The organism is Rhodococcus sp. 24CO, assembly GCF_050586165.1.
Taxonomy (GTDB): domain Bacteria; phylum Actinomycetota; class Actinomycetes; order Mycobacteriales; family Mycobacteriaceae; genus Rhodococcus_F.
In genome coordinates this window covers 519,599-534,618 of record NZ_JAZFNF010000006.1, presented here as the reverse complement: position 1 = coordinate 534,618, position 15,020 = coordinate 519,599, and the positions used below count along the sequence as shown (strand labels likewise).

At 61.0% G+C, this 15,020-nt stretch carries 15 protein-coding genes; 6 read left to right on the top strand and 9 right to left on the bottom strand.

Annotated elements, in window-relative coordinates:
* Positions 1 to 36: 36 nt before the first annotated feature.
* Complete coding sequence (locus V2B23_RS17665; protein ID WP_430951542.1) at positions 37 to 663, top strand: TetR/AcrR family transcriptional regulator; 627 nt, start codon at positions 37 to 39, stop codon at positions 661 to 663.
* A 160-nt stretch (positions 664 to 823) separates the two neighbouring features.
* On the top strand, positions 824 to 1,666 hold the full coding sequence (locus V2B23_RS17660; protein WP_430951541.1) for a TauD/TfdA dioxygenase family protein: 843 nt from the start codon (positions 824 to 826) through the stop codon (positions 1,664 to 1,666).
* Positions 1,667 to 1,795: 129 nt separating this feature from the next.
* Here the strand turns inward: V2B23_RS17660 and V2B23_RS17655 are convergent, their stop codons facing one another.
* The 9 genes from V2B23_RS17655 to V2B23_RS17615 form a co-directional block, all read right to left on the bottom strand.
* Positions 1,796 to 3,142 carry a DUF222 domain-containing protein gene (locus V2B23_RS17655; protein ID WP_430951540.1) on the bottom strand — a complete coding sequence of 449 codons (1,347 nt, stop codon included), beginning with the start codon at positions 3,140 to 3,142 and terminating at the stop codon, positions 1,796 to 1,798.
* A gap of 121 nt (positions 3,143 to 3,263) precedes the next feature.
* The gene (locus V2B23_RS17650; protein WP_430951539.1) at positions 3,264 to 4,025 is read right to left on the bottom strand and encodes a GntR family transcriptional regulator; all 762 of its coding nucleotides are present in this window, start codon (positions 4,023 to 4,025) and stop codon (positions 3,264 to 3,266) included.
* 80 nt (positions 4,026 to 4,105) lie between these two features.
* Positions 4,106 to 4,912, bottom strand: a complete 807-nt coding sequence (locus tag V2B23_RS17645; protein ID WP_430951538.1) for an NAD(P)-dependent oxidoreductase — start codon at positions 4,910 to 4,912, stop codon at positions 4,106 to 4,108.
* Positions 4,909 to 5,727 (bottom strand): NAD(P)-dependent oxidoreductase, encoded by an 819-nt coding sequence (locus tag V2B23_RS17640; RefSeq protein ID WP_430951572.1) that lies wholly within the window; start codon positions 5,725 to 5,727, stop codon positions 4,909 to 4,911. Before V2B23_RS17640 ends, V2B23_RS17645 begins: the two co-directional genes overlap by 4 nt.
* Before the next feature lie 20 nt (positions 5,728 to 5,747).
* The gene (locus V2B23_RS17635) at positions 5,748 to 6,251 is read right to left on the bottom strand and encodes a DoxX family protein (RefSeq protein ID WP_430951537.1); all 504 of its coding nucleotides are present in this window, start codon (positions 6,249 to 6,251) and stop codon (positions 5,748 to 5,750) included.
* Between the two features lie 4 nt (positions 6,252 to 6,255).
* On the bottom strand, positions 6,256 to 7,218 hold the full coding sequence (locus V2B23_RS17630; protein WP_430951536.1) for an alpha/beta hydrolase: 963 nt from the start codon (positions 7,216 to 7,218) through the stop codon (positions 6,256 to 6,258).
* Between the two features lie 84 nt (positions 7,219 to 7,302).
* Positions 7,303 to 8,163, bottom strand: coding sequence for a mycofactocin-coupled SDR family oxidoreductase (locus tag V2B23_RS17625; protein WP_430951535.1), 861 nt, complete (start codon positions 8,161 to 8,163; stop codon positions 7,303 to 7,305).
* 81 nt (positions 8,164 to 8,244) lie between these two features.
* A complete protein-coding gene (locus tag V2B23_RS17620) occupies positions 8,245 to 8,964 on the bottom strand; it encodes an SDR family NAD(P)-dependent oxidoreductase (RefSeq protein ID WP_230590010.1) in 720 nt (239 codons plus the stop codon).
* Between the two features lie 23 nt (positions 8,965 to 8,987).
* Positions 8,988 to 9,791, bottom strand: a complete 804-nt coding sequence (locus tag V2B23_RS17615) for a TauD/TfdA dioxygenase family protein (RefSeq protein WP_430951534.1) — start codon at positions 9,789 to 9,791, stop codon at positions 8,988 to 8,990.
* A 319-nt stretch (positions 9,792 to 10,110) separates the two neighbouring features.
* On the opposite strand from V2B23_RS17615, the gene V2B23_RS17610 reads away from it, so the two are divergent.
* The 4 genes from V2B23_RS17610 to V2B23_RS17595 all read left to right on the top strand — a co-directional run bounded on the left by V2B23_RS17610 (position 10,111) and on the right by V2B23_RS17595 (position 15,017).
* The gene (locus V2B23_RS17610) at positions 10,111 to 11,304 is read left to right on the top strand and encodes an OB-fold domain-containing protein (RefSeq protein ID WP_430951533.1); all 1,194 of its coding nucleotides are present in this window, start codon (positions 10,111 to 10,113) and stop codon (positions 11,302 to 11,304) included.
* Entirely contained in the window at positions 11,301 to 12,461 is a 1,161-nt protein-coding gene (locus V2B23_RS17605; RefSeq protein ID WP_430951532.1) for a thiolase C-terminal domain-containing protein, read from the top strand. The genes V2B23_RS17610 and V2B23_RS17605 overlap by 4 nt, the downstream gene beginning before the upstream one ends.
* 840 nt (positions 12,462 to 13,301) lie before the next feature.
* Positions 13,302 to 14,162, top strand: a complete 861-nt coding sequence (locus V2B23_RS17600) for an MlaE family ABC transporter permease (RefSeq protein WP_430951531.1) — start codon at positions 13,302 to 13,304, stop codon at positions 14,160 to 14,162.
* Complete coding sequence (locus tag V2B23_RS17595) at positions 14,163 to 15,017, top strand: MlaE family ABC transporter permease (RefSeq protein ID WP_430951530.1); 855 nt, start codon at positions 14,163 to 14,165, stop codon at positions 15,015 to 15,017. It abuts the gene before it with no gap.
* The last annotated feature ends 3 nt before the right edge of the window (positions 15,018 to 15,020 follow it).

The window sequence follows — 15,020 nt, the reverse complement described above, 5'->3', positions numbered from 1 at the left end:
CCAACGGGGTTTCGAATTCAGCGGAGTGAGGTGGTCATGGCTTCATCGCCGCGGCGCGTGGGTGCCGAGAAGTCGAAGACGCGAGATGTTCTGCTGGACAGTGTCGAGAAGATGATGCTGGACACCGGCTACGCCAGCGTGACCTATCGATCGTTGGCAGCTGAGGCCGGTGTGACCGCGAGCCTGGTCCAGTACTACTTTCCCACTCTTGACGACATCTTCCGTGCCGCAATCGCCCGGTACACCGATCGCAACCTCGCGGTATTGCAATCTGCGCTGCAGAAGCGAGCAGAAGATCCTCTCCATGTGTTGTGGGAGTACAGCTGGGATGAAGCCACAAGTGCTCTGATGACGGAGTTCATGGCGCTTGGCAATCACCGTGAGTCAATCCGTGCTGAAATTGCCGAAGTCACCGAACGGGTCCGGCAACTGCAGATGGATGCCGTGGCTCGTAAGTTCGGACCGGATACTCGGCCGGACGGCCGGCTGTCTCACGGCGCAATGGTGTTGCTGATCACCGGGATTCCCAAGTTCCTCAACCTGGAATCGGGTATCGGCGTCGACACTGCGCATGCCGAAGTGGTGGAAGCGCTCGAGGGCTACATCGATTCAGTGGAGCCTCGCGTCACGCAGACTGCACGTACAAAGCGGTCGCGGACGTAAGAAACGGATCGCAACTTTTCTCGAAAATTGGTACGACTGTATAGCAAGTGCGCTACTGTCGTGTAGTGCGCGAGATCGCTTGACGTCAGCCTGCTGACCGAGCGCCAAAAGTACCTCTTCCCAGTATTTTTCGAGAAACGTGCCGATCGAGGAGTTTTTCTTGCCTGCTTCCACACGTCCCATGACATCGACCGTCGGACTGGAGGTCGCAGGTCTCACTGCCGACGATCTCATGAAGTCGGACTCCGCCCGAGAGATTCGGCAACTCCTGGACCGGCATGGGGTCTTGGTGTACCGCGAGATCAACATCGACGACGACGCCCTGTTGGCTCTTAGTCGTGCACTGGGCACCGTCGTCGTGCAATCCACCGGCGAGCACCGCCTCCCGGAGATTCAGACCATCACCATGGACCCGTCCAAGACGAACGCAATCCTCGCGTCGTATCGAGCGGGAAACTTCCACTGGCACATCGACGGTGCCACACAAGTCATTCCGCAGCAGGCGACGCTTCTGACCGCTCGTGAGGTAGATCCGGCCGGCGGCGATACAGAGTTCGCCAGTACGTACGCAGCCTATGACGGCTTGAGCGACGAGGAGAAGGCCGAGCTCGAGTCTCTCGAGGTTGTGCACACTTTTGGGCATGCACAGTCGCTGGCGAATCCGGATCCCGACGAGGCAACCAGGCGAGCCTGGGCGCGGGTTCCAGCGCAGGTTCATCCGTTGGTATGGACGAGAAAGAACGGACGGAAGTCGCTGTTGCTGGGCGCTACCGCGTCCGAAGTTGTCGGCTGGCCGATCGAGCGAAGTCGTGCGTTGTTGGATCGACTGCTCGAGTGGTCCACGCGACCCGAATACGTCCTGCGTCAGGTGTGGCGCAAAGGTGACCTGGTCATCTGGGACAACACCGGAATGCTGCATCGAGCAACGGAGTTCGAGCCCTCGTCTCAGCGGCTCATGCACCGCACGACCTTGGCGGGAGAGGAATCAGTTTGTGGCGGTTGAGGGTCTGTGGTGGTTGGGGTTGGCCACCCGCGTGAACCTCACCGGACCTGCGCATGGGTGTGGGCTTCGCATCGCCTTGACTGGTGATGCGAAGCTCTCACGCGGTGTGTAGTTCCGGCGCAGCCGGTTTTAGTCTCGGTGGACCGGGCCTTGGCGGGTGGTGGAGCGGCGGCGTCGTTGTTTCGGGTCGATCGCCGCTGGTGGGATGAACCAGGGTTTGTGATCATCGCCCATTTTGATTTCCCAGATGCCGCGGAAGCCGCTGGTGCTGTGGATCAATCGGTGGTGGTTGCGGCAGAGGAGGGTGAGGTTGTCCATCACCGTCAGACCGCCGGTTGACCAGGGTTGTATGTGGTGGGCGTCGCACCAGGCGGGTACCGCATCGCAGTTGGGGAAGGCGCAGCCTTTGTCCCGGGCGATCAGTGCCGTCCGCTGTTCTGCTGTGACGAGGCGTTTATGTGGCGTCGCATCGAGCGGTGCGCCCTTACCGTCCATCAACACGGTCGAGAGCATGCAATCGCACGCGAGCATCCGGGTCAGGCTCACACTCAGTGGTCCCATCCACGGCATGTAGCCGACGTCAAGATCCCCGACATCAGGCTCGTCGTCACCCGATGCGACATCGCTGTCAGCTCGCATGGTGGCGCATTCCCGGTGCTCGGCAAGGTCTTTCGCGGTGATATGCACGTTCACATGTGGACGCTGACCACCGTCAACACCGGTGACAGCGTTGTCGAGGTAGCGGCGGATGAGTTCGGTGAAGGCGTCGGCGGTGCGCTTGGCTGCCGATCGCTGATCGGGGGTTCCGTCGGCGGCCGGTTTCGGCATCGACAACTTCGAGAGCGCCGACAACAACATTTCGCCGGTCAACGCGTCGAAATCGCCTTTGATAGCGACTCGACCGTTGAGCGTCGGCGAAATCCGCAAGACGTTGAGGTCGTCGTCCTCGCCGGGTGGTGTGTCGTCGGATTCGAAAATCCGCTCCAAAACCGCAATCGCATACCGCAGCTTAATGGTGGTCGCCTCCACACCGGACGCGGCAGCGAGAAGAGTCTTCATGCAGGACGGTAAAGCAGTCGTAGGCATACCTTTTGGTGGGGATTCGCAGAACGCGACGATTATTGCCGCATGATCGAACGAGAGATCACCGGCCTCGAATTGAGCAGTAATATCCGGGAACGCGCGCAGCGCGGCGCCGAGGGCGGCAATCTTGTTACCGGCCGCGTTCTGCAGCATCGTGTTCGCCGCCAACCATCGGCCCACACCGCGGTAGCAGAGCACCTGCTCATCCGGATTGAGCGCCAACGCGTCGACCGCGGCAACCCGAATCGCTTCCAACCGAAGGATTTCCGCAGACGCCGAGATGGCGACGTCCCGAACGTCGGACGGACGCAGACGCCACAACCTGCCGCGCACACCCACCGCCGAACCGGCTACAACATCCCCCACCGAAACGAAATCACTCACCGTAGTCATCAAGGCCTCCCCACCCTTACGCTCCATTGTACTCGAACAAACATTCGATTCAAGGGGCATTTCGGGCACATTCGGCCGAATAATGTTTCTAGCCAGAATCTTTGAGCAAGCCGAAGCAGTTTCAGGAGCCGTGGTGGCCGGCACGGTGAATCGAGAGTCGATGCTCGTACCGTTCCGACGCATGGACCGTCAACGAGATTTCGACCGGAACTCCGTTGCCGTTCCGGTAGACCCGCTCGATGTGAAGGGCGGGTCTACCCGGTGCGGTGTTCAGAATTTCGGCGATGTCGTCGGATACGAGAATCGCGGTGACGGTTTCTTCAGCCCCGGCAACAGGACCTGCGACGCTACCGACCGAGGCAAGGATGGTTCCGGGAGCGCGGCCCGTCGGGATCAGGTTCTCCGATATCAGTGTTTCGGCGACGTCGGGCGGAAGAATGATCGTGTTGACCGCATACGGCTGATTGTCGATCCAGCGTCGAACCTTCAACTGCGCCACAACAAGACCGTCGAGTTCGAGCTTCTCGGCGTGGACACGGTCGCGTTTGAGTTCGAGAGGCGAGATGACTTCCATCTCCGTGCCCGGCCACTCTTCGAGCTGTTCGATCGAATCGGTGGAGCGGACGGAGCGGCCGGTGCTGGGCTGATCCGTCGGAAATGTTCCCCGGCCGCGGACGCGATACACAAGCCCATCCGCCACAAGCTCCTGAAACGCTCGACGCACCGTTTGCCGGCCGAGGCCGTACTCGGTCATCAGTTCGGTGTCGGTGGGCAGCGGGGTGTCCTTGTCGTACCGGCCGGCGGCGACCGCTTCGGCGAGAGTCAGAGCCAGACGCCGGTACCCCGGTAGATCGGTACTGCCCGACAGGACTGACCCGCCCATCTTGTTCTCCCAGACCATGGTCGATTGACTGCCGATAGTGTCATCGGCAACGCTATCCCATTCGGAAGAACCGACGTGAGTCAGACGCGATTCGGCAGTGCGGCGTTGACCGCGTCGTCGAGGAGTCCGAGATTGCCGTCCAGTTCGGTGACGACCTTTCGGACGACGCCCACGTCCTTGCGCAGGAAATCTCCGACCGAATCTGCGAATGCGGCTGCCGAGCCCTTGGCAGAAACACTGGTCAGTGCACGGCTGTTGGAACTGCCGTAGGGAAGGGCTGCGAGTAGATCGCCCTCATCGATGCCGAGTTGTGTTCCCAGCGCGACAGCTTCGGTGATAAGGCCGATCTGAGCAGCGAACAGGGCATTGTTGACAAGTTTGACCCGCTGCCCGTTGCCGATGGGCCCGACGTAGAGAACCGGGTCGGCGTAGCTTTCCAGGGTCGGCTGGATGCGTGCCAGGGTGTTGGCATCGCCGCCGACAAAGAGGGTCAACCTACCCGCGGCGATATCGTGCGGTCCACCGCTGACCGGTGAGTCCACGACTGAGACACCGAACTGTGCTGCGTGCTCGGTGACGGCTTCAGCTGTACGCGGGCTTCCCGTTGTATGCAACACCAGGGTCGATCCGCGAGGCATCGACGCGAGTAGGTCGCTGCCGAGGCAGATCTCGCGAACCTGCTCGTCCGTGAAGACGCAGATGATCACCATGTCGGTATCGCCGCCGACGTCGGCGAAGGTGGACACGGCCTGTGCACCGGAAGTTTCCAGCGCGGTTTTTGTTGCGGCGGAACGTGCGAACCCGCGAACCTCGTGACCGGCTTCGACGAGGCGACTGACCATCGGTCCGCCCATCCGTCCGGCGCCGATGAAACCGACGCGCGTCATCGGCGGTGATCCATGAGTTCGAGGGTGGCATCAGCTGCGGTCAGGACGACCCCGGTGGGTGCCTGGGCTGTTGCCGCGAGATCTGCAATCAGCCCGACGTCCTTCTGGAGCAATGTGCCTGCATGCTGGGCGATACGCTCGAGTGTTCCACCGGCAGAGACGATCCGGCTCAGCGCGAAGCTGTTTGCCGTGCCGTGCGAGATCACGTCTCCGAGGCGGTTGGGATCAACACCGAGCGACTGGCCGAGCGCAAGCGTGTTCGCGGCTGTAGCCAAGTTTGCGGTGAAGAGGAGATTGTTGAGCAGCTTCGTGATCTGACCGGACCCCAAAGGTCCTAGGTGAACAATAGGATTCGCGTACATCGAGAAGACGGGACGGACACGTTCGAAGTCTTCGTCGCTTCCGCCCACCATCACCAGAAGGCGGCCCTCGGTTGCGGCGATGCCACCGCCACTGACGGGAGCGTCAACGACGGACACTCCTCGAGTAGCTGCTATTTCCCCGAGTTCGCGACAGGTGTCGGGGTGAACCGTGCTGTGCACGGCGATGATTCCACCTGGCTTCATCCCCGATAGGACGCCGTCCTCACCCGTGACAACGTCGAGAACATCGGCGTCGCTGCCGACGCAGATGCATACGAGATCGCTTGCCGCGCCCAGTTCCGCCGCAGATTCGGCGAACTTGGCCGCGGTGTCGGCAAAGGGAACGCGGGCTTCGGGACGCCGTGCCCACAGAGTGGTTTCGTAGCCGGAGTGGACGATTCGCCGTGCCATCGGCGCGCCTTGGCTACCGAGTCCGATGAATCCTACGTGCATCGCTGGTCCTCCTAGAGTGATCATGAAACCTCCTGTAGCTGTGGCCGCCAGAACAAGCCGAGAAGTACGGCGGTGCCGACCGCGCCCACTCCGAGGGCGATACCGCCACCTGCCCACCCGGATAGGTCGATGTTCAGTGCGCCGTCGAGCGATATGCTGCCTGGCCCGAGCATGGCTGCTGCGAGCGCTACCAGCGCGAGCACCATCACATACTCGTAGCCGTCACGAAAGATGAAGAATCCGTTGGGGCGGTGTGCCAGTATCCCGGCAACCAGCATGACCGAGATTACCGCCGCACAGGCAAACGCATTCAGGAATCCGATGATCAGCAAGATGCCGGCACCGACTTCGGTGACTACGCTCATCCAGGCTTGGAATGTGCCGTTACGTAGTCCGAGTCCGCTGAACCAGCGAGCCGTGCCCTCGATCTTTCCGCCACCGACCCAGTGATTGACTCCGTGAGCAATCATGGTCGAGCCCACGGCCAAGCGGATCAGTAGAAGTGCAACATCTGCGGAATTCATGGGGTCACCTTCCGTGGCTCGCGTGCGCGGCCGTGCTGTCGTCTGTTGTCAGGTCTGCGAATTCGGATCGGCCGGCGATGCATTCCTCGACAAACGCCAAGACGCGGAGGTGATATGCAGTCGCGGTATAGCCGAGGCTGAGGTTGTGTCCACCGTCGAACTGCTTGTCCACGACTACTCGAGGTGCAGCGGTGAACAACTCGGCGACGGTGAGCAACGCCTCGGGATCGTTACGCCACACATGCTCGTATTCGCCCGCCGTGAAATGAACGGGAATATGCACGCGTGCAGCGAGATTCGGGAAGTTCTCGCGTGGCCAGCTTCGCACCACGTCACCTTCGTACTTCGGTGTCCGGGATGCGATCGGGAGACCGCCGAACAGTTCTTCCGGGTACAGCCGGCTCGGCTGCCACAGCAACTCACGCACGGCGATCGGATCGGCGTTGCGGGCAGTGACGCCCAGGATTTCCTGTGCAAGGGGCTGTTGCTCTCGGCCCGTGCCGGAGAGTTCGATACCGAGGAAGGCGTCTCCACGATCGTCCGCGGCCAACCTAGTGGCCAATTCGCAGCCGATGGAGTGAGCCAGAACGAATATTCCTGCGCCGCGGTCTAATCCCTCCAGGTGACGCTCGAGCGCCGCATACGTTATGTCGACGCGAACATCGGGGTCGGCCAATTCGGTGGCATGGGGATTCGAGCTGCCGTAACCCGGCCGGTCGAGCGCCAGCACTGTGAATCCGAGGGCTGCCGCGGTGCGCAACAGCGACATTCGGGGGTGTCCGGGGCAGTCGAAGTATGCAGAGTTCGTGGCTCCGCCATGCACAGCCAGAATGACCGCGCGCGGTTCCGGAACCTCGATCAGCCACGCGGACATGGGAATACCGTCGACATCGACGGTTCGGTGAACGGGAGCCGGGCCTGAAGCGATTGTGCCAGTCGAACTGGCGACGGTATTCGTGGTGCTCATGTATCCGTCCTGAAAAATAGCGAGCAGGGTGAGCATCGAAACTTCGCCTTCACGAATGTGTTTCGTGAAGGCGAAGCCTGAAGATCAGATGTGGTAGTCGTACGACTTGAGGTAGCCGCCGCCGTCGACGCGCATCTGCATGCCGGTGACGTAACGAGCTTGCTCCGACGCGAGGAAGAGGACGGTTTCGCTGATGTCCTCGGGCTCGACCCACGGGATCTGCATTGCCTGCTGAACCGGGAAGGACAGCACAGCATCTTCACGGCCCGGGTTCTCGAGGTCGGGGCGGAAGGACTTGTACATCGATTCGTTGTGCAGCATGTCGGTGTTGCAGTTGGTGGGGTGCACAACGTTTGCGCGAATTCCGCGAGGTGCGAGATGCGTCGCCAGCTCGTGCACGTAGTGGGAGAGTGCACGCTTGGAGAACACGTAGGCAACTCCGCCGAGGTCCTTACCCGGTACGTCGACCTTGCTGGTGTCGATCATGGACGCCGTCGAACCGGTGGCGATGATCGAGGCACCCTTGCTCAGGTAGGGCAGCGCTGCCTGGATGGCATTGATGGTGCCGACGAGGTTGGTGTCGACGGTATCGGACCAGGCCGCGATATCCGGTTCGCCGCGCATTCCCGCTACGCCTGCCTGAGCAACAACGATGTCGAGGTGACCCAACTCGGCAACGCCGCGCTCGAGGGCAGCACGCAGCTCGTCGACCTTACGGACGTCGGCCTTGGCGGTGACGATGCGGCGACCGTGCTTCTCGACGAGCCGAGCGGTCTCCTCGAGATCCTCGGGAGTGGCCATCGGGTAGGTAATGGAATCGAAGTCGGCGCAGATGTCGACGGCGATGATGTCGGCGCCCTCCTCGGCCAACCGAGCCGCGTGGCTTCTGCCCTGACCCCGTGCTGCGCCGGTGATGAACGCAACCTTGCCTTCAACGCGTCCCATGGTGAATCCCTTCGTTCGATGTGTTGGGTTGTTCAAACTGGTTGCGCAACAGGTGTATTTGCCGCGCGTTCAGCGGAAGGACTAGGTATTGCGGCCGCCGTTGACGCCGAGGATCTGACCGGTGATGTAGCCGGCCTCTTCGGAGATGAGGAACGCGCAGGCTGCGGCGATGTCTTCCGGTCGGCCGACGCGCCGAACCGGTGTCTTGGCGATGTGGTCTTCGACGGTCCCGCCGAGGAGGCGTTTGCCTTCGGCCGTACGCAGCATCGGGGTGTCGATGAATCCCGGCGGCACGGCGTTGACGGTGATTCCTTCGGGGCCGAGTTCCAGCGCCAAGGACTTGGTGAGTCCGTTGACCGCGGACTTGGACGCGACGTAGTGAGTCATGAACGGCTGCCCGGAATGCGCGCTGGACGACGAAATGTTGACGATGCGCCCCCAGCCGGCTTCGAGCATGTCGGGGAGTGCCGCCTGGCAGCAGTGGAACACGCCGTCGAGGTTGACGTCGAGGACGCGCTTCCAGTCGTCGAACGACAGTTTCGTGAATCGTTGGAATCCGTCGAGTCCGGCTGCGTTCACCAGGATGGTGACGGGACCTAACTCGGTGCGGATCTCCGCCAGAACCTCGTCCAACCGCGCGCGGTCCGTGACATTAGCTGTGTACGAATACTTTTCGTCTGACGGTGTGAGGTCGATCGTGGCTACGTTGTATCCGTCGGCGCGCAGGCGTTCTGCGACAGCACGACCGATACCCGAACTGCCACCGGTGACAACTGCAGTTCGCGTGATCTGAGTACTCACGTTCTCTCCGTTCGCGGATTCGCTCATGCCCACGGCTCATTGCCGAGGATCGTGGTGCGGTGCATCGTTCGCTCCGACTTGGGGTCGTAGGGAAGTGCGCGATGCAGCATTCCGGTGTTGTCCCAGATGACTACGTCGTCGACCTCCCATGTGTGGCTGTAGGAGAAGCGCTCCTGAGTGGTCCATGCGAGCAGTTCGTCGAGGAGCGCCCGGCTTTCGTCAGGCTGCATTCCGACGACGTAGTCAGCCGTTGCACCGAGGACGAGTGACTTGCGTCCGTCGCGGTGTTCCCAGACCAAGGACGATTCATGGGTGGGCAGACGGCGCCAGGATGCAAGCTGCTCGTCAGTGGGGTTCGGCTCGACAAGTCGCTGCGCAGCTTCGAAGCTGTGTACGACGCGAAGATCGTCGTAACGCTTACGTTCCTGCTCCGGCAGATTCTCGTAAGCCGCGTAGGTGCTGGCGAATTCGGTGCCACCGCCAGTCATGGCCACGTGCCGTGCCGTCAGCATCGTCGCCTTGGCCGGCACGTCGTTGGTGGTGTCGTCGATGTGCCAATTGAACGTGCCCCGAAGGTATTCGGCCGACGGGTTCTTGGCCGGGTCGAGCGTGACCTTGAAAATTTCCTTGCCCGCGGGGGCCAATACCGGTCCGAGCTTGCGGCTGAACGCGACCTGAGCCTCGTCGTCGAGGTGCAGACCGCGGATGAGCAGTACCCCGCGCCACTTCAATGCCTCCAGGCATCTCGCAACTACAGCCTCGTCGTCCAAGCTGTCGATGCCGATGACCTCTACGCCCAATGCCGGGCTGAGCGCCTTAGTCTCCATCAGAAGAATCTCCCTTCAATTTATGAGAACCATACTCTCGCTTTCATGATGCCCGCAAGAGTCGAAGAAGGGCAGATCACTCGGGCAGAAGTCCGGCGATCGAGGGAGGTGACTCGCATCTGTGGGGCTATGCGAGAGTCTGTCTGATTGCTACAATTCCCGAAGCGAGAATGCATTATTCTCATTTATGAGAATTACGTATTCAAATCAGAGGGAGGCGAGATGCACTCGATGGACATCAGGAGTGACCTCCTGATTCACCGCGTACCTGCTCTCGCTTGAAGTTCTGAGCGACTTTCACGATTACGGGGAGACTGGCATGTCATACATCGCTTCGATAGGGACGTACCTACCGTGCTGGGGGACGTCGGATTCCCGCGTGCCGGGTGACGACGAGGACGCGATCACTCTCGCGGTCGAGGCCGGCAGAGCGGCGTGTAGCACCAGCTCCTCCGTAGAGCACGTCATTCTGGTGAGCCGGGATCTGCCGCTGCTGGAAAGCAGCAATGCCGCGGTTCTGCTGGCCGGACTCGGGCTCGATCCCGAGCTGGAGGTGGTCGAGCGCCTCGGTGGTGCGCCCGCAACGCTCGACGCCGTCAGCAATGCTCGGCCTCGGACACTGATCATCGGGGTCGACCTCGAACCGGCAGGGGCTGCCGCTGTACTGACCTCGGACCACGGATTGCGCGTCCGCACCGCCGCTCGGGTGTCGCGCAGCCTTCCGGTGCGGACTCGTAACTCCATTGGCGTCGTCCACGATTACGGCGACCCCAGGTTGCTCAAGGAACGCGGATTTGTTGCATCGCTGTCAGCTGCGTGGGTGGATGCACCGGTCGCAGTAGCCGGGGTCGACCACAAGCAAGCCACGACATTGTGTGCGGGTGAGCCGGTTCGGCTACCGACACTCGGTGCGAGTTCGGGTCTGTTTGCCCTTGCTGCCATGGTCGATTCGGGAAGCACAGGATCCCTCGTCGGTGTCGAGCAGGCCAGTCTCTCGGGAGTCCGGGTCGCGGACGGCACTGCTGAGGTACACCGCCGGGAACCCGCGCCGCGTCCCAAAGTGGAAGGCCAGTTCGTGCCAGGCGCCGATATTCCGATTTCGCTGGCAGCCTACGAGCGTGCCTTCGACGCAAAAGTCCGGTGGGAAGCCGGGAAGTACGAGGACAGCGAAGACCTGGACTTTCCCCCTCGCTATCGGGTCGACAACGACGGCACACTGCAGACGGACTACACCTTTGTGCCACTACCACGTACCGGGTCGGTGTATACCGAAGTAACCGTTCATGTTCCGGTTCCCGGACTGAAGACTCCCTACTCCTTGGTGATCGTGGAACTCGACGACGTCGACGTTCGTGCGCTCGTCAAGGTGACCGGCGTCGAACCGGGAACTGTCGATCTCGGCGATCGTGGCCGGATGGTTCTACGGCGGGTGGCGATCCGCTCCGGGGTGCCGGACTACGGATACGCATTCGAACCGGAAACAGCATTTCTGATCGAGCAGGAGGCGGTATGAGAAACGTGGCGATAGTCGGCGCGGGGATGACAACCTTCGCCGAGCACTTCACCCTGGGTATCAAAGACCTGTTGCCCATGGCCTTCTCCGAATGCGCCGCCAGCATCGACAAGGGCTTGGACAAGTCCGATCTGCAGGCAGCCTGGTTCGGTGCGATGGGAACTCCCGACGGATTCCCGTCCGGCATTCTCGCGGACACTCTCGGCCTGGCAGACATCCCGGTAACACGGATCGAAAACTCCTGTGCAACAGGCCATGATGCCGTTCGCAACGCGCTGTTCGGAATCGCGTCGGGGGCCTTCGACGTCGCAGTGGTCGTGGGCGCAGACAAACTCCGTGAGAGTGCGTCGAAGGACATGCTGTGGGAGTGGGAAGCGATGGCCCGCGACATGGCGTGGGATTACCCGCTCGGTCTGGTGGCTCCGGCCGGCTTCGCCCTACATGTGCGTCGCTACCTGCACGAATCGCCCGCGACCCGGGAACATATGGCCATGGTGGCCGTCAAGAATCATCTTCACGGCGTCAACAACCCCAAGGCCTGCAAGCGTTTCGAGATCACCATCGAGGAAGCCCTGAACGCGCCGACCATCGTGACGCCGTTCAGTGCCTACGATTGCGCACCACAGAGTGACGGCGCGGCAGCGTTGGTGCTGGCGGCAGAAGACGTCGTGGAGCGATACACCGATCGTCCGGTCTGGATCCGCGGCGTCGGCCTGGGTCTGGATTCCGTCATGCACCAGCACAAGCGTGACATGACGTCATTCCCTGCCACGGTTCGCGCTGCGAAGCAGGCCTTTTCGATGGCCGGTTTGACCCCGTCCGACGTGGATGTCGCAGAGGTACACGACTTCTTCACCGGCATCGAGTTGATCAGTTACGAGGATCTCGGCTTCGCCGACCGGTTCGAGGGGTTCAAACTCATCGAATCGGGAGCTACCGGAATCGGCGGCTCCATTCCCGTGAATCCGAGTGGAGGTCTGATCGCCAAGGGACACCCGCCGGGAGCGACCGGTGTCGCACAGTGTGTCGAGTTGTTCGAACAGCTGCGCGGTGATGCTGTCAATCAGGTTGACGGTGCCCGGATCGGATTGGCCCACAACGTCGGCGGGCCGACAGCCGTTGCAGCAGTGACCATTTTGGAGGGCCCCAAGGTCTGAAAGAACAGACGGAAATTCTTCGGCAGTGGGCGAGCGTCGAGTGACGCTCTCCCGCTGCTGCCCGGAAGACGACGCGCGAATCACCGGCCTGGTGTGTGAGCGCGTCGTCAATGGTGCTCTTTTGCAGTGCAACTGATAGCTGATCGACCCGTGTCGATAGCTCGTGATTTGCCATAGCCGCCTGTGTTCACACGCCAGGCGGCTGGTTTTGTTGTCGCGACCCGTGCCGGTCGTTTTCACCAGTGGCGCCGAAGACCCCGCAGAACCATTTTCCTTGACACTTTGCCCGATAGTGTCTAGTTTTATGTTCGCTCAGCAAGGTGCCGCTCAGCCGGATTTACTGCGGCAGGGTTTGCCCTTGCACGCCGAGTTCGGGTGGGTTGATCTTCGTTTCGCGCATGTCTCGAGGGGGTAGCAGTGTCCGTGGGTGACGTGACGGGATTTTTGATGGACCGGCGGGGATATTTCCCGATTGCCTTGCAATAGAAACTGATTCATGCATTGGTCGAGATGCAGTCACGCTCCTTACGTTGATTCACCTTGTGAGGGTTGGTGTTTCAGCGTGTTCGATGGGGAAATACTGTAATGCGCACTCGGCGACGAAGGTTCGGTGCGCGCTGTGATCTTGACCTCATTCGACAACTCATGCTAAGAAGGTGCTCAGCATTTTAATGTGAAAGCTGATTTCCGCACAGGTGGGCATCATCTTTTGGGGGCAATGCTCAGTTCGGAAGGTGGCAGATCACTCGGTAGCAGTGACGGCAGGTTCGACGCAATGCGTGCCCACTCTCGTATGCGGCGGCGAACTGAACTTGTGGGCGAACGGAAAGTGGAAGATCCATGGAGATCCCAGATCGAAGTTTTGGCCAGAAGCGTTCTGCATCAAGCGAAATCACCGGTTGGATGCACGGATATACGCGTAGGCATCCCGTTGCCGCACTGGAAACGGTTGGTGGACAATGTGTTCTCGGGCTTCGTGCGATCCAGTACTTGGTGATCGACATCGCGACATTCCGTTTTCCGGTTGCGGAGTTCGTGCGTCAGACGGCCTTCATGGCGTCGGCATCCGCTGTTCCGACTCTGTTTGTCGCTATACCGATCGGCGTGACGTTGTCGATTCAATTCGGCTTGCTCGCCGGACAGGTCGGTGCGACATCGCTGGCCGGCGCTGCCAGTGGCCTCGCGGTAATCAGGCAGGGCGCACCGATGGTTGCTGCCCTGCTCATGGCATCGGCAGCGGGATCTGCGATCTGCGCTGACCTCGGATCTCGCAAGATCCGCGACGAGATCGATGCGTTGGAGGTCATGGGGATTTCCGTGATCCGCAGGCTTGTGGTGCCCAGGCTGGTGGCGGCGATCACGGTTGGTGTTGCACTGACGGGGCTCGTCTGTTTTGTGGGCTTCTTTTCCGGTTACCTGTTCAACACCTTTGTCCAGAACGGCACTCCCGGCAGTTTTGTGTCTACTTTTGCCTCCTTTGCCACTGTCGGTGATTTCTTCCTGACGATGATCAAGGCAGTGCTCTACGGCGCGATCGTGGCAATCGTCGCCTGCCACAAGGGACTTACCACTCGCGGTGGACCCGCCGGCGTTGCCAACTCGGTCAATGCCACGGTGGTGGCGTCGATCTTGCTCCTCATGGTCGTGAACGTGGTCCTGACACAGTTGTACGTGTTGATGTTCCCGCGGACGGGTTTCTAGATGGCATCGCGGTATTACCCGCCGGGTATGAGGTCAGCCGTCAAGGTGGTCACGGCGCAGGCAACAGTTGTCATGCGTCTGGGTCACATGGTCACCTTTCTGGGCCGGGCGCTGGCCGCAGTTCCCTGGACCTTGAGGCATTACCGGAAGGAATTTCTGCGGATTCTCGCCGATGTCACGTGGGGCAACGGATCGATTGTGGTCGGCGGCGGAACTGCGGGTGTGATCGTCGTTCTGGGTGCCGCGGCGGGGGCGATCGTGGGAATCGAAGGCTACAACGCGCTGCATCTGCTGGGTCTGGAGCCGGCGACCGGGATGATCGCGTCCACCGCAACAACAAGGGAACTGGCACCAATCATGGCGTCGTTGGCTTTTGCCGCGCAAGCAGGATGCCGCTTCACAGCGCAATTGGGTGCGATGCGGATCTCGGAGGAGATCGACGCGATGGAAGCGCTGGCGATTCGCCCAATCCCGTATCTCGTGACAACGAGGCTGATGGCATCCGTGGTGGCAGTGGTGCCGCTGTATCTCCTCTGCCTCGCTTTGAACTACCTCGCGGTGAAGGTAGTCATCGGGCTGTCGGGTGGGGTGTCGACAGGTACCTACGAGCACTACTTCCGCTTGGTTCTCAGTGCCACGGACATCGGCTACTCATTGGTGAAAGCTGTTGTGTTCGTGATTATTACCTCAACGATCCAATGCTATTACGGATACTTCGCGTCCGGTGGCCCGCAAGGGGTCGGGACTGCGGCCGGCCGAGCGATGCGAGCCAGCATCTCTGCGATGATCGTCGTCAATCTGCTACTGACAGTGGCATTCTGGGGCATCGGCTCCGGAGCAAGGCTCGGTGGGTAGCTG